Origin of the sequence: Bradyrhizobium huanghuaihaiense (assembly GCF_025200885.1) — a bacterium.
Classification (GTDB): domain Bacteria; phylum Pseudomonadota; class Alphaproteobacteria; order Rhizobiales; family Xanthobacteraceae; genus Bradyrhizobium; species Bradyrhizobium huanghuaihaiense.
Map to the genome: position 1 here is coordinate 1,751,694 of NZ_CP104172.1, position 19,741 is coordinate 1,771,434.

The 19,741-nt window shown below is 64.6% G+C and carries 20 protein-coding genes; 14 read left to right on the forward strand and 6 right to left on the reverse strand.

Features of this window, described 5'->3' with window-relative positions:
- Nucleotides 1-37 precede the first annotated feature (37 nt).
- The 9 genes from N2603_RS08290 (at nucleotide 38) to N2603_RS08330 (ending at nucleotide 7,667) form a co-directional block, all read left to right on the forward strand.
- Nucleotides 38-340, forward strand: coding sequence for an urease subunit gamma (locus N2603_RS08290; RefSeq protein ID WP_025033968.1), 303 nt, complete (start codon nucleotides 38-40; stop codon nucleotides 338-340).
- 115 nt (nucleotides 341-455) lie between these two features.
- Entirely contained in the window at nucleotides 456-761 is a 306-nt protein-coding gene (locus N2603_RS08295) for an urease subunit beta (protein WP_035708642.1), read from the forward strand.
- A 57-nt stretch (nucleotides 762-818) separates the two neighbouring features.
- Nucleotides 819-1,358 carry an HD domain-containing protein gene (locus tag N2603_RS08300; protein WP_260388350.1) on the forward strand — a complete coding sequence of 180 codons (540 nt, stop codon included), beginning with the start codon at nucleotides 819-821 and terminating at the stop codon, nucleotides 1,356-1,358.
- Between the two features lie 34 nt (nucleotides 1,359-1,392).
- A complete protein-coding gene (ureC, locus tag N2603_RS08305; protein WP_026312558.1) occupies nucleotides 1,393-3,108 on the forward strand; it encodes an urease subunit alpha in 1,716 nt (571 codons plus the stop codon).
- 141 nt (nucleotides 3,109-3,249) lie between these two features.
- A complete protein-coding gene (locus tag N2603_RS08310) occupies nucleotides 3,250-3,549 on the forward strand; it encodes a putative quinol monooxygenase (protein WP_018646615.1) in 300 nt (99 codons plus the stop codon).
- A gap of 13 nt (nucleotides 3,550-3,562) precedes the next feature.
- Nucleotides 3,563-4,225: an urease accessory protein UreE gene (gene ureE / locus N2603_RS08315; RefSeq protein ID WP_260388351.1), complete on the forward strand. Its 663-nt coding sequence runs from the start codon at nucleotides 3,563-3,565 to the stop codon at nucleotides 4,223-4,225.
- The gene (locus N2603_RS08320; protein ID WP_260424164.1) at nucleotides 4,206-4,934 is read left to right on the forward strand and encodes an urease accessory protein UreF; all 729 of its coding nucleotides are present in this window, start codon (nucleotides 4,206-4,208) and stop codon (nucleotides 4,932-4,934) included. The genes ureE and N2603_RS08320 overlap by 20 nt, the downstream gene beginning before the upstream one ends.
- A 153-nt stretch (nucleotides 4,935-5,087) precedes the next feature.
- Nucleotides 5,088-5,711 (forward strand): urease accessory protein UreG, encoded by a 624-nt coding sequence (gene ureG / locus N2603_RS08325; protein WP_018646618.1) that lies wholly within the window; start codon nucleotides 5,088-5,090, stop codon nucleotides 5,709-5,711.
- Nucleotides 5,712-6,011: 300 nt separating this feature from the next.
- Nucleotides 6,012-7,667 carry a CHASE domain-containing protein gene (locus tag N2603_RS08330; protein ID WP_260388352.1) on the forward strand — a complete coding sequence of 552 codons (1,656 nt, stop codon included), beginning with the start codon at nucleotides 6,012-6,014 and terminating at the stop codon, nucleotides 7,665-7,667.
- 1 nt (nucleotide 7,668) lies between these two features.
- Here the strand turns inward: N2603_RS08330 and N2603_RS08335 are convergent, their stop codons facing one another.
- Nucleotides 7,669-8,277 (reverse strand): TetR/AcrR family transcriptional regulator, encoded by a 609-nt coding sequence (locus tag N2603_RS08335; protein WP_260424165.1) that lies wholly within the window; start codon nucleotides 8,275-8,277, stop codon nucleotides 7,669-7,671.
- 97 nt (nucleotides 8,278-8,374) lie between these two features.
- Entirely contained in the window at nucleotides 8,375-9,517 is a 1,143-nt protein-coding gene (locus N2603_RS08340) for an OpgC domain-containing protein (protein ID WP_018646621.1), read from the reverse strand.
- Nucleotides 9,518-9,894: 377 nt separating this feature from the next.
- Between N2603_RS08340 and N2603_RS08345 the strand changes: the two genes are divergently transcribed.
- The 3 genes from N2603_RS08345 to N2603_RS08355 are packed head-to-tail and all read left to right on the forward strand — an operon-like array spanning nucleotide 9,895 to nucleotide 13,620.
- Nucleotides 9,895-12,186: a TonB-dependent siderophore receptor gene (locus N2603_RS08345; protein WP_260388353.1), complete on the forward strand. Its 2,292-nt coding sequence runs from the start codon at nucleotides 9,895-9,897 to the stop codon at nucleotides 12,184-12,186.
- A gap of 40 nt (nucleotides 12,187-12,226) precedes the next feature.
- A complete protein-coding gene (locus N2603_RS08350; RefSeq protein WP_260388354.1) occupies nucleotides 12,227-13,441 on the forward strand; it encodes a PepSY-associated TM helix domain-containing protein in 1,215 nt (404 codons plus the stop codon).
- The gene (locus tag N2603_RS08355) at nucleotides 13,438-13,620 is read left to right on the forward strand and encodes a DUF4175 domain-containing protein (protein WP_260388355.1); all 183 of its coding nucleotides are present in this window, start codon (nucleotides 13,438-13,440) and stop codon (nucleotides 13,618-13,620) included. Before N2603_RS08350 ends, N2603_RS08355 begins: the two co-directional genes overlap by 4 nt.
- 11 nt (nucleotides 13,621-13,631) lie before the next feature.
- Here the strand turns inward: N2603_RS08355 and N2603_RS08360 are convergent, their stop codons facing one another.
- From N2603_RS08360 to N2603_RS08370, 3 genes are all read right to left on the reverse strand, one after another.
- Nucleotides 13,632-14,087 (reverse strand): hypothetical protein, encoded by a 456-nt coding sequence (locus N2603_RS08360; protein ID WP_260388356.1) that lies wholly within the window; start codon nucleotides 14,085-14,087, stop codon nucleotides 13,632-13,634.
- An 89-nt stretch (nucleotides 14,088-14,176) separates the two neighbouring features.
- Complete coding sequence (locus tag N2603_RS08365; protein ID WP_260388357.1) at nucleotides 14,177-14,548, reverse strand: ElaB/YgaM/YqjD family protein; 372 nt, start codon at nucleotides 14,546-14,548, stop codon at nucleotides 14,177-14,179.
- Between the two features lie 79 nt (nucleotides 14,549-14,627).
- A complete protein-coding gene (locus N2603_RS08370; protein WP_260388358.1) occupies nucleotides 14,628-15,740 on the reverse strand; it encodes an AI-2E family transporter in 1,113 nt (370 codons plus the stop codon).
- A gap of 208 nt (nucleotides 15,741-15,948) precedes the next feature.
- On the opposite strand from N2603_RS08370, the gene N2603_RS08375 reads away from it, so the two are divergent.
- Nucleotides 15,949-16,731 (forward strand): L,D-transpeptidase, encoded by a 783-nt coding sequence (locus N2603_RS08375; protein WP_018646630.1) that lies wholly within the window; start codon nucleotides 15,949-15,951, stop codon nucleotides 16,729-16,731.
- Nucleotides 16,732-16,750: 19 nt separating this feature from the next.
- Nucleotides 16,751-17,398: a DUF2865 domain-containing protein gene (locus tag N2603_RS08380; RefSeq protein WP_260388359.1), complete on the forward strand. Its 648-nt coding sequence runs from the start codon at nucleotides 16,751-16,753 to the stop codon at nucleotides 17,396-17,398.
- A 205-nt stretch (nucleotides 17,399-17,603) separates the two neighbouring features.
- Here the strand turns inward: N2603_RS08380 and N2603_RS08385 are convergent, their stop codons facing one another.
- Entirely contained in the window at nucleotides 17,604-19,697 is a 2,094-nt protein-coding gene (locus N2603_RS08385; RefSeq protein ID WP_260388360.1) for a methyl-accepting chemotaxis protein, read from the reverse strand.
- Nucleotides 19,698-19,741 lie beyond the last annotated feature (44 nt).

The window sequence follows — 19,741 nt, forward strand, 5'->3', positions numbered from 1 at the left end:
CTGGCTGAATTGACGTGTTGAACGGAAGAGATTCTTCATGAACCTGTCTCCCCGCGAAAAGGACAAGCTTCTGATCTCGATGGCGGCGATCGTGGCGCGCCGCAGGCTGGACCGCGGCGTCAAGCTCAACCATCCCGAGGCGATCGCGATCATCTCTGATTTCATCCTCGAAGGCGCGCGCGACGGCCGCACCGTCGCCGAGCTGATGCAATCCGGTGCGCAGGTCCTGACCCGCGACCAGGTGATGCCGGGCATCCCCGAGATGATCCACGACATCCAGGTCGAGGCGACCTTTCCCGACGGCACCAAGCTCGTCACCGTGCACCAGCCGATCAGGTAATTCGAATTCGTCATTCCGGGGCGCCCGCAGGGCGAACCCGGAATCCAGAGGTTTTGGTTTCGAGATTCCGGGTTCGAGGCTTCGCCTCGCCCCGGAATGACGGAGGAAGGCAAACATGATCCCCGGCGAACTCTTCATCCAGGACGGCGAGATCGAGCTCAATGCCGGCCGCAAGACCGTGACGCTGACGGTGGCCAACACCGGTGACCGGCCGATCCAGGTCGGCTCGCACTACCATTTCTTCGAGACCAACCCCGCGCTGAAGTTCGATCGCAAGAAATCGCGCGGCATGCGCCTCGACATCGCCGCCGGCACCGCCGTTCGCTTCGAGCCCGGGCAGACCCGCGACGTCCAGCTCGTCGCCATGGCGGGCAAGAAGACGATTTACGGCTTCCGCGGCGACGTCATGGGGAAGCTGTGACCTCCACAGGAACGAGCGCGGCGCGGCACGGTTGAGGCGGAAACGGAGGTATTTGCCATGCTTTTCCCAATCCGCCTCGTATCGGAAGCTGCCGACCTCGCCGCGCGCCGCCACAACGGCATGGCGCGCAAAGGGCGCGGCAAGGAGCCCTATATCAATCACCTCGCCGAGGTCGCGAACCTGCTTGCGACCGCGACCGATGGCGCCGATGCCGAGCTGGTCGCAGCCGGCTGGCTGCACGATACGATCGAGGACACCGATACCACGCGCGAGGAGCTCGCGCAGACGTTCTCCGAGCGTGTCGCGTCCCTCGTCGTCGAGTGTACCGATGACATGAGCCTGCCGAAGGCAAAGCGGCGCCAGAAACAGATCGAGGACGCTCCGCACAAATCCCCCGGCGCAAAGCTGATCAAGATCGCCGACAAGATCAGCAACATCGGCGCGCGCATTCAAACCGATCCGACCGCTGAAGAACGCGACGACCTCGCCGACTACAGCGACTGGGCCACGCAGGTCGTAGCGGGTTGCCGCGGCGGCAATGCGTGGCTCGATACGAAATTCGACGATGCTGTGAAAGCAGCGAGAGCTTTGCTGTGAGCAGCCAACAGTTCAATCGCAAACGGGGCTTGTGATGTCCGTCAAAATAAAGCGTTCCGTCTATGCCGACATGTTCGGCCCGACCACCGGCGACAAGGTGCGGCTGGCCGACACCGACCTCATCATCGAGGTCGAGAAGGATTTCACCACTTACGGCGAGGAGGTGAAGTTCGGTGGCGGCAAGGTGATCCGCGACGGCATGGGGCAGTCGCAGGTGACCAACAAGCAGGGCGCGGCCGACACGGTCATCACCAATGCGCTGATCGTCGATCACTGGGGTATCGTGAAGGCCGACGTCGCCATCAAGGACGGCATGATCTCCGCGATCGGCAAGGCCGGCAATCCCGACATCCAGCCCGGCGTCACCATCGTCATCGGGCCCGGCACCGACGTTATCGCGGGTGAGGGCAAGATCCTCACCGCCGGCGGCTTCGACAGCCACATCCATTTCATCTGCCCGCAGCAGATCGAGCACGCGCTGATGTCAGGCGTCACCTCGATGCTGGGTGGCGGCACCGGACCCTCGCACGGCACCTTCGCCACCACCTGCACGCCGGGGCCGTGGCACATGGGCCGGATGATCCAGTCGTTCGACGCCTTCCCGGTCAATCTCGGCATTTCCGGCAAGGGCAATGCCTCGCGGCCCGCCGCGCTGGTCGAGATGATCAAGGGCGGCGCCTGCGCGCTGAAGCTGCACGAGGACTGGGGCACCACGCCGGCCGCGATCGACAACTGCCTGTCGGTTGCCGACGATTACGATATCCAGGTGATGCTGCATTCCGACACGCTGAACGAATCCGGCTTCGTCGAGGACACCATCAAGGCGTTCAAGGGCCGCACCATCCATGCCTTCCACACCGAAGGCGCCGGCGGCGGTCACGCCCCTGACATCATCAAGGTCGCCGGGCTGAAGAACGTGCTGCCGTCCTCGACCAATCCGACGCGGCCCTTCACCCGCAACACCATCGACGAGCATCTCGACATGCTGATGGTGTGCCACCACCTCGATCCCTCGATTGCGGAAGATCTGGCGTTCGCCGAAAGCCGCATCCGCAAGGAGACGATCGCGGCCGAAGACATCCTGCACGATCTCGGCGCGCTCTCGATGATGTCCTCGGACTCGCAGGCCATGGGCCGTCTCGGCGAGGTCATCATCCGCACCTGGCAGACCGCCGACAAGATGAAGAAGCAGCGCGGGTCGCTGCCGCAGGACAAGGGCAAGGACAACGACAACTTTCGCGTCAAGCGCTACATTGCCAAATACACCATCAATCCGGCGATCGCGCACGGCGTGTCGAAGCTGATCGGCTCAGTGGAGAAGGGCAAGCTCGCGGATCTCGTGCTGTGGTCGCCCGCCTTCTTCGGCGTCAAACCGGACTGCATCGTCAAGGGCGGCACCATCGTCGCAGCGCCCATGGGCGATCCCAATGCCTCGATTCCGACGCCGCAGCCGGTGCACTATCAGCCGATGTTCGGCGCCTTCGGGAGAGCGCGCACCTCGTCCTCGGTGGTCTTCACCTCGAAGGCTGCGATCACCGGGGGTCTCGCGCGAAAGCTCGGCATCGAGAAGAAGCTCTATGCGGTCCAGAACACCCGCAGCAAGATCTCCAAGAAGAGCATGATCCACAACGACGCCACGCCCAATATCGAGGTCGATCCGGAGACCTACGAGGTTCGCGCCGACGGCGAGCTGCTCACCTGTGCGCCGGCGGAGGTGCTGCCGATGGCGCAGCGTTATTTCATGTACTGAAATAGCGCCTCAACGCATGTCCCAGGAATATGGCTTGAGTGCGTGTCCGGGGACGGCTTTTCCGGTTTTGCGTTCGGTCCCGCCTGGTCTAATGTCCCGCCCGGTATCTAACCCTTAGAAGAAAAGCCGGGAGGATTTCTCGTGATCTACGTCGTTGCAACCCTGACCATCAAGCCCGAGACGCGCGCCGAATTCATTGCAGGTGCCACCGCCTGCATCAAGGAGACGCGGAAAGAGCCCGGCAACATCGCCTACGACATGCATGAGAGCGTCACCGATCCCAGCAAGATGGTGTTCGTCGAGCAGTGGGAGAATGCCGAGGCGCTGGTGCCGCATCGCGCCATGGAGCACATGAAGACGTTCGGCCGCATCGCGGTGAAGTGTTTCTCGGCGCCACCGAAGGTCGAAATCATCACGCCCGAGAAGGTCGAGACACGGTAAAGAGGTAAGACGCATGATCCGGGCGACGCAGGTCAGGGGACAACACCGCTTCACGGAAGCGCCAGCGGACACGGTCGTGCTCGATTTTGACGATCGGCACCGTCGCCGCATGGCAATGACGGGGACGCGCGGCCTCGAATTCCTGCTCGACCTGGAGAACGCCGTCGCGCTGCGCGGCGGCGATGCGCTGGTGCTGGAGGACGGAAGACTGGTCGAGGTGGTCGCGGCTCCGGAGCCGCTGCTCGAGATCCGCGGCCGCGATCCGCACCACCTCATCCGCGTCGGCTGGCATCTCGGCAATCGCCACCTGCCGACGCAGATCATGGCCAAGAGCCTGCGCATCCGCCGCGACCACGTCATCGAGGCCATGGTGAAAGGCCTCGGCGCGCGCGTGATCGAGATCGAGGCACCGTTCGATCCCGAAGGCGGCGCCTATGCGGACGCCGGTCACGCGCATGGGCACGACGACCATGCGCACCACGATCACGGCCATCACCATCACGATCATGGTCACGATCACCATGACCATCACGGTCATGATCATCACAGCCATGACCACCATCATCATGACCATGCCGCGCATGATCATGGACACGAGCACCACCATCACCACGACGAGCATTGCGACCATCCCGACCATCACCACGGCCACAAGCATGCTCATGACCACAAATGAGCCTGTCGGTGCCGGTGACCTCGCCGGGCGCGAGGCGGCGGCGCTGTACCGGTTGATGACCTGGCTGTCGCCGGCGTTCCCCGTCGGCGGCTTCTCCTATTCCAGCGGCATCGAATGGGCGGTCGAAGCGGGCGACATCGTCGACGTCGCGACGCTGGCGGACTGGCTCGATGCGATGCTCGGCGACGGCTCGGGCTTTTGCGATGCAGTCTTCCTGGTCCAGGCCTATCGCGCCACCGAGGCGGGCGAGGAGACCTCCCTGCGCGACATCGCGGAACTCGCGAGCGCCTTCGTGCCGTCGCGCGAGCGGCAGCTGGAGACTGTCTCGCAGGGCCGCGCCTTCATCGATATCTCCCGCGCCGCGTGGGATGCGGAAGGCCTGGATGCCATGGTTGCGGCATGCAGCACGCCAGTGGTCTATCCCGTCGCCGTCGGTGTGGTTGCCGCAATGCACGGCGTGCCGCTGGCACCGACGCTGCACGCCTTCCTGCATGCGCTGGTCTCGAACTGGATCTCGGCGGCCAGCCGCCTCGTTCCGCTCGGCCAGACCGACAGCCAGCGCGTGCTGGTGAGGCTGGAAGCGGCGGTGGCAGCCACCGCCAGCCGTGCGCTGACTGCAGCATTGGACGATCTCGGCAGTGCCACCTTCCGCGCCGATCTCGCCAGCCTGCGGCACGAGACGCAGTATACGCGGTTGTTCAGGTCATGAGTGCTATGCTCTCAGCGTCGTCCCGGCGAAGGCCGGGACCCATAACCACGAATGCCTGTGATTATGGACAGCTGGGGCCACAGCTTGCCGCGACAATTGAGTTCGGTGGTAATGGGTCCTGGCTTTCGCCAGGACGACGATAGGGAAAAATCTATGGCTACGTCTCACGGCCCCTTGCGTGTCGGAGTTGGCGGCCCGGTCGGGTCAGGCAAGACCGCGCTGATGGACCTGCTCTGCAAGACCATGCGCGAGCGCTATGACATCGCCGCGATCACCAACGACATCTACACCAAATGGGATGCGGAATTCCTGGTGCGTTCGGGCTCGCTGACGCCAGATCGTATCGCCGGCGTCGAGACCGGCGGCTGCCCGCACACGGCGATCCGCGAGGACGCCTCGATGAACCTCGCGGCGGTCGCGGACATGCGCGCGAAATTCCCGGGCCTCGATCTCGTGCTGATCGAGTCCGGCGGCGACAACCTCGCTGCCACTTTTTCCCCGGAGCTCGCCGACCTCACCATCTACGTCATCGACGTCGCCGCCGGCGACAAGATCCCGTCCAAGGGCGGCCCCGGCATCACCCGGTCCGACCTGCTGGTCATCAACAAGATCGATCTTGCGCCCCATGTCGGCGCCTCCCTCGAGAAGATGGAGACGGACGCGAGGCGCATGCGCGGTGAGCGCCCCTTCGTCATGACCAACCTGAAGAAGAGCGAGGGGCTCGACCGCATCGTCGGCTTCATCGAGGCCAAAGGCGGGCTGAAACGGGCGGGCTGACCGACGCGACGACTTGGCGCAGGCGGTTTTCGTCGTTAACGCCTGGGGCAGGGCCGCGCCTTGCGGAACAAATTTCGGACACGGCGATTGAATACCTCCGGTGCCCGGGGCAATTCCATCCCCGGCCGGACCCTCGGCCGGGCGGATTAAGCTTTCCAGGCGACCCAAGTTGCGTACTGATGCCTCCTCCTCCATTATCTGCGCCATTGGGGTTCACCCTGTTTCGGCACATGGCCGTTCGAGCGGCGTTCATATGCTCCGTGTTTATTGCCGACCTCCCGCTTCCGTCTGAGTAGTCGCGTGGTCCGGCTGGGTTTCATTATCGGCTTCATCGCTCTGCTCGGAGCCTTGCTTTCCGGGCTTGCGGCCTATCGCGTCCACGACCAGGAGCTGGCGCTGGACCGGATCGCGCTCGCGCGTGCGATCGACGTCCATGCCAGCCTGGTTCAGGACCGGCTTACCGAGCGCGAGCTGCTCGCGCGCGTCGCCTCAGGCCTGTTCCGTGCGCCGTCGGTGCTCAAGCCCAATATGCTGGAGCCGCTGCGCTCGGCGATCTACGCGTTCAAGACTGACTTCGTGGTGGCCGGCTGGGTTGCCCGGCTTCAGCCGAACGAGCTCGCGGCGGCGCAGGCAGCGATCGCGGCGGCCGGATTCCCGAAGCCCCAGATCCGTGACTACAGTGACAAGCCCATCGCCCCCGCGAGCCTCACCCATCCGATCGACGTGCTGATGGACCTCGAGCCGCGCAGTGACGAGACCAAGGCGCTGCCTGGCCGCAGCTATGACCAGGATCCGGTGCGCAGCGCGATGCTCGCCCGGGCCAGGATCGAGAAGCGATCGGTTGCTTCCGATCCGGTGCCGCTGCTGCGCGGGAACGGCCCGATCGGCATCATTGTGGCTGCGCCCGTGGTTCCCGAGGGGGCAACGGAGCCGGCCGGTTTCGTCACGTTCTCCTACGAGCTTGCCACACTGATGCTGACCAACGACGACATGTCGTTGTTCTCGGTTGCACTCAAGGATCCGCGCAAGGAGGGCGGCGAGCTCGTCGCCAACGACCAGGGCATTGTCTCCACGCGCATGGGCGCGGACGGTCCGGCGCCATCGGCGACGCGCACGGTGAGCTTCGGTGGCCGCGACTGGCAGCTCAGCTACTACGCGAAGACCAATTCGGCACGCCGCGCCGAGCAGACCGCGATCATCGTGGCGGCGATCGGTTTTGCCATCACCGCGATGGTGTGCGGCCTGTTCGGGTATGTCGCCTACAACAATCTGCGGCTCAGCCGGGAGATCCAGGTGCGGATCGGCTTCGAGCGCCGCCTGACCGCGGTCATCGACGAGCTGAATCACCGCGTGAAGAACATCCTGGCCGTGATCCAGTCGATCGTGACGCGCACGCTGCGCCACGGCTCGGACATCGACGTCGCGCGCGAGCTCCTGATCGGCCGCATCCACGCCATGTCCAACGTGGTCTCGCTGCTCAGCGAGAGCCAGTGGCAGGGCGTCAAGCTGAAGGGCCTGTTCGAGGCGCGCGCGATTCCGCATGCCGATCGCATTGCCGTCACCGGCCCCGACATCGCGGTCAGCGCGCGCGCCGCGCAGAGCCTGTCGCTGCTGTTCTTCGAGCTCGCCTCGCATTCCGACGAGGGTCTGTCGCTGGTCGGCAAGCATCCGCACATCACCGCCAACTGGACGGTGACCGGCGAAGCGCCCGAAGAGGTCTTCCATTTCCGCTGGGAGGAGTTCAACACCAGCGAGGCGACGCGCCGGCCCGATTCCGACTTCGGCCTGATCCTGCTGGACCGCGTCGCGCCCGAGGCGCTGGGGGGCACCGCCAAGCGCTTCTTCACCGACGTCTCCTACGTCTATGAACTGACCGCGCCGATGGAGACGGTGGTCGACATGACCGAGCGCGACCGCACGGACAAGATCTCGGCGCCGGTGCGCCCCGTGCGCTGATTTAATCCTTCGGCCGCAACACCAGATCGACCAGATTGCGCGCGTAGCCAGGTGTGATCGGCGCGATGCCGAAGATGTAGCGGTAGAACAGGCTGCCATAGATCGCGTCGTAGAGATCCTCGGGCAGTCCCCCGGCCAGAATGCTGCCGTCCTGCTGGCCCGCGGCGATCATGTCCACCAGCGCGTCGCGGCGGAATTGTAAGTAGCGGGCGTAGAACAGCTCCGCCGAGCCGGTCTTGGAGATGCATTCGGAGATGACGGCGAGCTGGACCTTGCCGAACTCGCCCTGCAGCGCCTCGGCATAGGCGGCGGCGTGGCGGCGCGCGCGCGCCGCGGGCGTACCGGCGCTTGCGGGCGGCAGCGGCAGCATCTGCGCGGCATGGTGGAGGAAGGCGTCGATCAGCAGCGCCTCCCGCGAGGGCCACCATTTGTAGATCGTCATCTTGGACACGCTGGAGTGGCGTGCGATCGCATCGATCGTGGTGGTGGCAAGGCCCGTGGCCGCCATCAGCGCATAGGCGCTTTCGAGGATGGCGTTGGTGGTCTCGATCGACCTTGGCCGACCGCGCCGGGGCGCGCTCTCCGCCTCTTCACCCCCGCCTTTCGCCATCGCCACGCCGGTCTCCTCACGCAGAGTCCCGGCATAGCGCAGCGGCCGCTTTCGGCCTAGCAGAATCGCACGATTTTGTTGTCGGAGCGATTTGGTTTTAGGCCTGCTGCCGCAGGGCTGCCGGCAGATCCTGCCGTTTCGACCATGCGATGTAATAGGCGAGCCCGGTCATCGCGGCGAAGCCGGTGATGCTCACCGCGACCTGCATCACTACCAGGTTCGGCCCGGTGATCAGGATGAGGTGGCCGGCGAAGGACAGGAACACGGCGACGCAGAACACCGCGAGCCATTCCTCGCCGCATGCGATCACCGCCTGCAGCGGCCTCCATGTCAGGCCGGGATGATCCGCCGGAATGAGATGGGTCGCAATGAGCGCGAGGGCGAGGAAGTGGAGCACGCGATAGGGCGCGAGGTTTTCCTTGTCGGTCGGTGCGATGCTGTTGAGGAGCAGATCGGGCAGGTAGGTGGACAGCGTCGGCGAGTGGCGCATCAGGGTGACGGCCATCGCGAAGACCAGATAGGCGCCTGCGAGCATCCGCAGCCAGGACATGCCGCGCAGCGCACGCCCCGGCGCGCCTGTGACGGCGAACCAGCCGCCCAGCACCATCAGCATCTGCCAGCACAGCGGATTGAAGGTCCATTCCTGGTCCGGGTAGACCCGGAAATTCCAGTCGAACCAGCGCGCGGCGACGTACAGCGCGACCGATGCCGCCAGCGTCAGGTTCGGCCATCGCAGCAGCCCCCACAGCACGAGCGGAAAGAACGCCATCAGCGGGATCATCAGTTGCAGCAGGTCGAGGTTCAGCGGCTCTTCCTGGAGCACGAGGCCGCGGATCAGGATGCGCAACGGGTGCTCGAGAATCCCGGATATGTTGTATTCGTGGATGATCTCCGGCGCCATCGATTGCGAGGCGACGTAGGCGATGGTGTCGATATAGATCACGAACAGCACGACATAGGCGGCATAGAGCCGCCAGACGCGGCGGAAGATTCGCGTCGCCGCGACGATGTAGCCGCGCTCCAGCGCCATCCTGCCGTGGATGATGGCGACGCCGTAGCCCACCACGAACACGAATAGATCGGCCGCGCCGCTGAAGCCGAAATTCCGCAGCGTCAGCAGGTTGACGACGTTGTTCGGAATATGGTCGACGAATACGGACCAATTGGCGATGCCGAGCGTCAGATAGAGTCTGGCGTCGTGCTGAAATGCGGCGAGGTTCGCCTTGACGGACGGTTTCATTGAGTAAAATAGCTTTGAGAATCAGGGTGATGCTTTTACCGGCAACCGCCTGCCTATCCGAGTAGCGTTTACGTGAGCGAGACTGGTTTGTCCCGATTGGTCTGAAATTGCGCAGGGCATGCCGCTGCTTTTGCAGGTCTGCGTTGAACCCGCCCCAGTCGCAACTTTTGCAAAGGCGACAATCCGCCTGCGGTCGCGACAGGCATCGGTCGCTCCCGGTACTGCACCGTTCTGCTACCGGCTGCAATGTCTCTGTAGTCTGGAAATAGAAAAGCTCCAGGCTGGAAACCTTTCACCCCGCAACGTCGAACCGCTGCGCTAACTCCTTGTTCCGGCTGGCTGCATTGCGCAGTCGTTGGAAGTTGGGGAAGTTTGCGGTGGGCATTTTGGAAGTGGGGCGCTGGCGGCTCATGGGGGCCGTCAGCTCGGTTGTCTTGATCGTTGGTACGGGTGGGGCGGCGGCCCAATCATCGACCTCGGGTGCGTCCGCGGGGGCGGGGACCGAGCTTGGAACGGTCGTCGTCCAGGCAAGCGAGGCTCGCAAGCGCACCAGCGCACCATCCTCGCGTAGCCGCAGCGCGGCCCGCGCGCGCGCGGTTTCGCGCGGCAATGCGCCCGCTGGCGCCGCCGCGGCAGCCGCCGCTGGCGCCGGCGCGGGGGGAGGCCACAAGGAATCGGCGTTCGGCCATGTCGACGGCGTGGTCGCGACAAGGAGCGCGACCGGCACAAAGACCGACGCGCCGCTGATCGAGACGCCGGTCGCGATCTCCGTCGTGACGCAGGATCAGATCCAGGCCCAGGGCGCGCAGAGCATTGCGCAGGCGGTGCGCTATACGTCGGGCGTGAGGAGCGAAAATCTCGGGGCCGACGCGCGCTTCGACAATATCTACATTCGCGGCTTCTTGGCCGACCAATACCTGGACTCGCTGCGGCTGCTGAATTTTGGCGTCTTCGCCTATCCGATCGTCGAGCCCTTCAATCTCGAGCGCGTCGAGATCCTGCATGGTCCGGCCTCCGTTCTCTACGGTCAGTCGTCGCCGGGCGGCATCGTCGATCTCGTCTCCAAGCGTCCGACGCTGGAGCCCTATCACGAGATGTTCGTGTCGACCGGCAGCTACGGCCGCGTCCAGGCGGGCGTCGACCTGTCCGGTCCAATCGACAAGAACAGGGAGTTTCTCTACCGCTTCACCGCGTCCGGCTTCGATGTGGGCAGCCAGGTCGATCACGCCGACTACCAGCGCATCTCGATCGCGCCGTCGCTGACCTGGCGGCCGGACAACCAGACCACGCTGACGGTGCTCGGCACCTATCAACGCGATCCCAAGGCCGGCTTCTACAACCAGCTGCTGCCGAGCGGCATCGGCACCATCACGCCCTACAAGGGCAGCTACATCCCGACGAGCTTCTATTCCGGCGAGCCGAATTTCGACAAGACCGACCGCACAGTCGGTACAGTCGGCTATTTGCTCGAACACAGCTTCAACAATAACGTCAAGGTGCGACAGAACCTGCGTTACATGGACCTCAGCACCGATTTCGCGGTGGTGTCCCCCAACGGCAGCCAGACGGATCCGACCAACCTCAAGCGCGCGGCCTTCACGACGCTGGAATCGATCCGCTCGATCAATGTCGACAACCAGCTCGAGACCAGATTCAACGCCGGTCCGTTCGAGCACACCGTGCTCGCGGGCCTCGACTACACCAACGCCGTCGACAAGCGGCTCAACGGCCAGCTCCTGGTTGGGCCGCCGTCGATCAACGCGTTCAATCCGGTCTATGGCGTGCCGTTCGGTCCGGTGCCCAATACGACGAATGTCCGGCAGACGATCGATCAACTCGGTGTCTATGCGCAGGATCAGATCAAATTCGACCGCTGGGTCGCGCTGCTCGGTATCCGTCATGATCGGGCGCAGTCCAGCACCGATACGCTGACCTACGCGAACGGGACCACCTCGACCGCGCCAAAGTCCGACACGGCGGTCACCAAGCGCGGTGCGCTGCTCTACAAGTTCGACAACGGGATCGCGCCCTACATCCAGTACACCGAGTCGTTCCAGCCGACCGCCGGCACGGATGCTCTTCTCCGTCCGTTCTCGCCGACAACCGGCAAGCAGGAAGAAGCAGGCATCAAGTACCAGCCAAACGCAAACTCGCTCTACACGCTCGCCGCGTTCAACCTAATCCAGCAGAACGTGCTGACGCCGGATACGGATCCGACCCATCCTCCCGGCTCGCGTGTTCAGACCGGCGAAATCCGTTCGCGCGGCATCGAGCTGGAGGCCAAGACCGAGATCAGCCGTGAGCTGACAGTGCTGGCGTCCTACACCTATCTCGACAACATCGTGACGCGGACCAACACGCCGAGCCAGCTCGGCAAGCATCCGGTCATCGCCCCGATGAACTCGGCATCGGCTTGGGTCGATTACACCTTCCATGGCGGCCCGCTCGACGGCTTCGGCCTGTCCGGCGGCGTGCGCTATATCGGCGAGACGGCAGGTAACACAGCAAACACTTTCTATGTCCCGGACGTCACGTTGTTCGATGCGGCGATTCACACTGGGGGCGATGTTCAAGGGTTATTCGGCGCAGGTCAACGCCACGAACATCTTCGACAAGACCTATGTGACGCTTTGCCAGGACATCGGCTGCTATTACGGCCTCCGTCGTAACGTGATTGCGACGCTGCGCTACCACTGGTAGAGGAACGGCATGACCGAACAGGCGCTCTCCAGGAGACACATCTATGAGCGAAAGCCGGCGCTTCGGCGCTGGCTGTTCGTGCATAAGTGGTCGAGCCTGATCTGCACGCTGTTCCTGCTGCTGATCTGCATCACCGGCCTGCCCTTGGTGCTGCGCGACGAGATCGACGGCCTGCTCGACGACGCCTTGCCCTATGCGCAGGTCGCGGAGGGCACGCCCAATGTGAGCCTCGACCGGGTGGTCGAGGCCAGTCGGAAGCTGTATCCCGGTGAGACCATCCTCTCGGTGTTCGTCGACGATGACGAGCCCAAGATCATGGTGTTCATGGCGAGCTCCTGGGAGGCCTTCAAGACCAACCGCAGATCGCTGCACTCGATCAGGTTCGACGTCCACACCGGCGACGTGCTGAAGCAGACCAAGCCGTTCGGGGAGGACGGACTCACCTTCCTGCAATTGATGCTGTCGCTGCACCGCGACCTGTTCGCAGGGCTTGCGGGCGAATTGTTCCTCGGCGCGATGGCGCTTCTGTTCATCGCGGCGATCGTCTCCGGCATCGCGATCTACGGGCCCTTCATGCGCAAGCTGGATTTCGGCACCGTGCGCGCGGCGAGGTCGCCACGGTTGAAATGGCTCGACCTGCATAACCTGCTCGGCGTCGTCACCGTCGGCTGGGCGCTGGTGGTCGGCGCCACCGGCGTGATCAACGAGCTCTCGACGCCGCTGTTCGCGCTGTGGCAACAGACCGACGTGCGCGCGATGCTGGCGCCGCTGCAGGGCAAGCCGGTGCCGCACACCTCGGAGCTGTCGTCGCCGCAGGCGGCCTATGACACGGTGAAGGCGGCCTTCCCCGACATGACAGCGACCAGCGTGGTGTATCCGGGCTCGCCGTTCGGTTCGCCCTTCCACTACGTGGTCTGGACCAAGGGCAAGGAGCCGCTGACCTCCCGCCTGTTCAGCCCGGTGCTGGTCGATGCGAGAAGCGGCGCCCTGGTGTCGGCGGTGACCATGCCCTGGTATCTGCGCGCGCTGGAGCTCTCGCGCCCGCTGCATTTCGGCGACTATGGCGGCATGCCGCTGAAGATCATCTGGGTGGTGCTGGATCTCGTGACGATCTTCGTGCTCGGCAGCGGGCTCTATCTCTGGCTTGCGCGGTCGCAGGCCGCGAAGACGCAACAGCGGCCCGCCGCGGCCCTGCCGCTGTCGTCGCCGGGAGCAGCAGAATGACTGCCCGCCGCTCGCCCAACCTGATCTGGCGCTGGCCTGCGTTGCTGGCGGCCCTGAGCATTTTCGGCCTGTTCGCGGCGTTGATTGGTCAGACCGGGATTTGGCTGCCGCTGTCCTGGGGCGCGTTGACCATTCCGCTCGCGGTGGCCGCGATCTGTATCGTCCGCAGCCGCAGCTGAATTGCTCGCCGTTACTCGGCGGGCTCCGCCGATGCTTCGTCGGGGACGCCGGCGCGGCTCGCCATGATTCCCAGTGCGACGCCGCCGATGGCCAGGATCGGCAACAGCCGCTTGACCCCGATGGCACGGACGATCTGCAGCCCGGTGGCGAGCAGCATGGGGTCGGTGAGCATGCTGTGCGCCGTCGACTTTGCGGCGCGCTCGGCGGCGATGTGGGCTTCCTTGCGCAACTGCCGCTTGTACGCCCAATAGCTCACCGCGGCGGTCAGCGTCAGCAGAAAGAAAACGCCGGCACCCGCGAGGCAGGCCTGCACCGGACCATATTTTTCGAGGACCGAAATGAAGGCTGCAGCGCAGAGGAAGCATGTCGTGATGAACAGCGCGAATGCCGCGCCCGCGGCAAGGGAGGTCAGCCGCACAGTCGTGCCGGTGGATGCACTGATCCCGTCGATGATGCGCTGGAACATGGCCTTGCTCCTCAGATCCCCACAAGCCTGGATGTCACAAGCCGGCCTTGGCGGCGCGGCGGCGCCGCCTCAACGTTGGCCGGGCATCCTTAGCGGCGCCAGGCGACGCCGATCAGGAAGCCGATGCCGAGCGCGAGTCCGACGGTCGCCAGCGGCCGCTGCGTGATCGCCTCTTCCAGCGTCTCCTCGATCGATCCATAGGCATCCTGCGCCGCGCCCATCATGGCGCTGCTGCGCTCCGACATGTCGTCGATCGCGGAATCCATGTTCTCGCGGGCCTGGCGATAGCCCCGCCTGGCCTGCTTGCTGGTGGAATTGGCAAAGGTATTGAGCGCGTCGGTGATCTGGTCGGTGAGGGCGGCGATATCGCTTTTCACGGCTGCTACATCCTTCTCGAGGCGTTCTCTGGAGGCTTTGTCGGTCCAGTCGCTCATCCCGGCTTCGGCACTTGTCGTTGACATCAGGAAGCTCCGAACTGTTTGCGGCTGAGATAGCCGGAAAACGTTTCGTCGTCGGGTAAGTTCCGATTGCGGAAACCGGTTACTCCTGCGGCAGCTGCGGCGCATCCTCCGGCAAAAGATGTTCCTTCAGGATCAGCCCGACGATGAGCAGCGGCGACGACAGGAAGGCACCCATCGGCCCCCACAACCAGGTCCAGAACGCCAGCGCCAGCAGCACCGCCAGCGCATTCAGCGCCAGGCGGCGGCCGATGATGGTCGGCGTGACGAAATGTCCCTCCAGGAACGTGATGCCGCCGAAGGCGATGGCGGCAGCCAGGCCGCCGCCGATGGTCGGGAAGGCGACGAGCCCCACCACGACCAATATGGCGAACATCGCGATCGGCCCGATGATCGGGATGAAGTTGAGGGTTGCTGCAAGTGCGCCCAGGCCGGCCGGGTTGGGCATGCCGGTCAGGGCGCAGACAAGTCCGGCGGCAATGCCCACGCCGATATTGATGACGGTCACCGTCAGCAGGTAACTGCCGAGATGGACCTCGATCTCGTTGAGAATGCGCAGCGTGCGCAGCCGCGCATCGCGATCGCTGAAGGTCATGATCAACGCCCGCCGTAGATCGCGCCAACTCGCGATGAACAGGATCAGCGTGACGAAGAACAGCAGGAATTCGGTGAAGGTGGGCGAGAGGAATTCCAGCGTCGGCTGCACCCATTCGAATTTCGGCAGCTGGAAGCTCGGCAGCCCCTCCGAGCCGCCGATCATGGCTTGCAGCTCGCGCCACAGCATCAGCGGGCGGTCGAACACGTGCAGCTTGCCTTTCAACTGCGCGCCGAGCTCGGGCAGGCGCGAGCTCCACTCCATCACGGGCGAGGCGATCAGTGCGACGACGAAGGTCACCACGGCGGTCACGGCAATCACGATCAGGACGGCGCCCAGACCGCGTGGCACTTTGCGGTTTTCCAGGAAGGTTGCCGCCGGAGACAGCATGGTGCCGATGACAAAGGCCATCACCACGGGGAGGAAGAACGCCTTGGCGACATAGAGCACCGCGACCACTGCGATCAGCAATAGGCCGGCGAGTGCGAAGGCGACGAACTCGGTGCGGCGGATGATCGGCGGCAGTTCGCTATGACTGCCGGGGAGCGGGTCACCTTCGCCGCTGCCGGGAATCAGACGTTCACTGGGAAGGACGCGCACAATACCTCTCCTGCACGGAAAGCTTCCGCGCGCCCATTGATGACGTCACAACGTCCGAGGCGGCGCCGGGGTTCCATCGCGGCTTCGTGAAGTTGCGCTCGCTTGACTGTGACGTCGTCGCTGCATGGAGAGGCGGAACCTGAGTCGGCCCGGCTGCGTTTGTTGGCAAGCCGCATCACCCTGATGCGCAGATCCAACGGGGCAGCTCATGACAATGGTCTCTCCAGCCCGCCGCTTCTCGCCGCGCGCCGCCACTGCTTTTGCCTTCGCCGCCGCACTGCTTGTCGTGCCCTTCGGAGCCGCGAGCGCGCAAACGCTCGGCTATGTCCCGATGCAGCCGCAAGCCTATCCGCAAGGTCAGACCTATTCGCACGGCTATGTGAACGACGAGGCGCAGGCAACCGATGAGGATGCCCGGCTCCCCGACCGCCTGCGCAAGCAGATCGTCGCATTCGACCGCGGCGAGCCGGCCGGCACCATCGTGATCGATACCGGCAATACATACCTCTATTACGTGCTCGGCAATGGCCGGGCGATCCGCTATGGCGTCGGCGTCGGCCGCGAGGGTTTTACCTGGTCGGGCGTCCAGAACATCAGCCGCAAGGCGGAATGGCCGGACTGGCATCCGCCCGCCGAGATGATCGCGCGCCAGCCTTACCTGCCGCGCTTCGTCGCCGGCGGCCCCGGCAATCCGCTCGGCGCGCGCGCGATGTATCTGGGATCGAGTGAGTATCGCATCCACGGTACCAACGATCCCACCACCATCGGCAAGTTCGTCTCCTCCGGCTGCATCCGCATGACCAACGAAGACGTCACCGACCTGTTCAGCCGCGTCAATGTCGGCGCCAAGGTCGTCGTGCTGCCGAAGAACGCCCCGCTGATGGCGAAGGGCGGTGACAAGGGAAGTGATTCCTGGCGCAGGCGCCCCGCGGCGACGGCGTTGCCCTCGGGCCGGCAGGCCTTGAACATCTCGCCGTCTGCCGTGAACTGAAGAGTTTGAGTGAGGTGATATGAAGAGACGCGTGATTGGCAAGCTGGCTGGCGGAGCGGCAGTTATGGTCGCTATCTCAGCCGGTCTGGGATTGGCGCCGTCCGCGCATGCGGAAGATTTTTTCTCGGCACTGTTCGGCGCCTTCGGAGTGCGGCCTCCACAAATCCGCACTCCGTTCCCGAATGACGACATGCCGCGCTACGATGCGCCGCGGCAGCGGGCCGCCTATGGCGGCGGCACGGCCTACTGTGTGCGCGGCTGTGACGGTCGCTATTTCCCTGCACAGGGGAGTGACGCCGAGAGCAAGGCGCAATCCTGCAAGAGCTTCTGTCCGACGTCGGAGACCTCGCTGGTCTATGGCAGCAACATCGACGACGCCACGACCGAGAGCGGGAAATCCTACTCCGACCTGCCGAACGCGTTCCGCTACCGCAACGAGATCGTTGCGGGCTGCACCTGCAACGGCAAGGATCCGGTGGGGCTTTCCCAGGTCAAGGTCGAGGACGACCCCACCTTGCGCAAGGGTGACATCGTTGCGGGCGCGGGCGGTTTGGTCGTTGCGAACCGCAACGCCAACGACCGCCGCGGCGTCGCGATGAATTTCTCGCCGCTGCCGGATTCGGTCCGGGCCCAATTCCGCCAGATGCCGGTGGTGGCGAAGGAATAGGCTGGCATCACGTGGGATGCGATGCGGGTACCACAATCATTGTCGTCGTCCCGGCGCAGGCCGGGACCCATAACCACAGGAGGTGGTTTGGCGATGATTCGTAGTTGCCGGCTCGCGCCGCAACTTCTGCCTGGGAGTATGGGTCCCGGCCTGCGCCGGGACGACACCGAAGGTGTGGCTACAGCCTTCTCACCAACTCGCTTTTTTACGCCGCGCGGATCTTGCCCAGGAAGTCGCTGACCTGCTGGCCGAGCTGGCGGCTTTGCGTCTCCAGCGTTTCGGAGGCCTGCTTGACGTTCTCCGCGGCGCCGGCCGCGGTGTCGGCGTCGGCCTTGACGCCGGTGATGTTGTCCGAGACGTTCTTGGTGCCCTGCGCCGCATATTGTGTGCTGCGGGTGATCTCCTGCGTCGCCGCGCCCTGTTCCTGAACGGCTGCGGCGATCGCGGTCGCGACCTCGTTGACCTCGCCGATGATGCCGCCGATCGCCTGGATCGCGTTGATGGCATCGCCGGCGACCTTCTGGATGTCGGCGATCTGCTCGGAGATCTCCTCGGTCGCTTTCGCGGTCTGGCTGGCCAGCGACTTCACCTCGGAGGCGACCACGGCAAAGCCGCGTCCGGCCTCGCCGGCGCGTGCGGCTTCAATGGTGGCATTGAGTGCCAGCAGGTTGGTCTGCGCCGCGATGGTGTTGATGAGACCGACGACCTCGCCGATCCGCCCGGCCGATTGCGCCAGTCCCTGAACGGTGCTGTCGGTCTGGCGGGCCTGGTTGACGGCGCGGCTGGCGATGCCGGCGGCATGCGCGGCCTGCTGGCTGATGTCGTTGATCGAAGCCGACAGTTCCTCGGCGGCAGCGGCCACGCTGTCGACGCTCATGGAGGCGTCGTTGGAGGCCTTGCCGGCGGTCTCGACGCGCTCGTTGGTCTGGCGCGAGACCGCGGAGAGGTCGCCCGAGGTCTTGCGCATCTCGCCGGAGGCCTCGCTCAATTCGCCCAGCGACTTGCGTACCACGCCCTCGAACTCGCCGACATAGGCCTCCATCGCGCGCTGGCGCGCGGCGGCACCCGCATTGCGCTCGCGCTCCTGCTCCTCGATCTTCAGCTTGTCGATCGCCTGCTGCTTGAACGTCTCCAGCGCGCCCGCAAGCGAGCCGATCTCGTCGTGACGGTCGAGATAGCCGCTGTCGATGGTGAGGTCGCCGCCGGCCACCTCCAGCATGGCGTCGCGGATCCGGTGCAGCGGCGTGATCACGCGGCGGCTGACCGCCAGCATGGCAGCGCCGGTCAGGACGATCGCGGCAACGAGGAGGGCGATGTTGACGATCAGCAGCTGCACCGCGGCCGCGCGCTGGGCCGCGGAATGGTCCTTGGCCGCCTCGAGCGCGGCGTCGGCGAGCTTGATCGCGCTCGCCATGCGGCCCACCGAGTAGGGGCTCCACTGGTTCGCGGTCATCGACGGCTTTTCGCCCTTGGCGACCGCGGCAATGATGCCGTCGCGCGTGGCGGCGTATTGCGGGTCGAAATAAACCGCCTTGGCGTTCGCCATGGCCGCGGCGAGCGCCGGCGGTAGTTGCATGCCGACCGTGGCGAGCTCGATCGCATTCCAGGCGGTATCGGTGCCACCAACGAACTTCGTATAGGCGAGTTGAAGCTCGGGCGTGATCTTGCCAGTGCCGAGCGCGTTTCCGACGATCAGCGAGGACTCGCCGGCACTCAGGCGCAAGAGCCAGGCCATCTGCTTGATCATCAGGAACTGGTCGATGATCGCGTCCTGATGATTGACGCTCGCGCCGAGCATCGGCGCCAGCTTTTCGAGGATCGCCATCAGCCCGTCCTCGGCGTCGGTATATTCCTTGGCGAGTGCTGCGCGGCGCGAAGCCTTGGGCTTGGCGACCTCGGTCCAGAATTCTGCCTGCTTCTCAAGCAGCAGCTTGTTCAGCCGACTGAGGTCGGACACCATCGCCTCGCCCTGCGGCAAGTCGATGGAGGGAAGAATCTCGATTGCGCGCGCCAGTGCCGGCATCAGGATGTCGCGGATTCCGCGGATGTATCTTTCAATGTCCTGGTCCAACTGGACATCCGAGGTGAGCTGACGGCTGCTGGTCGAGCGGTCGGCCCGGATGTTCGCCATCGCCTTGAACACTTCGGCCGAGGCGCCGGAAACCGCAACGATCCGGTTCGCCTGCTGAAGCCGGGTCCATGAACTCCATGCGCTGATCGAGAAGCCGACGACCACAACGAGCGCGGTGGAGAGGATCACCGCTTTCAGCAGCGTGGATACGGTCAGGCGGTTGAGCATCGGACACCCCGGTACGCATTTCGAAGTTCGTGGCCCCGAACGGC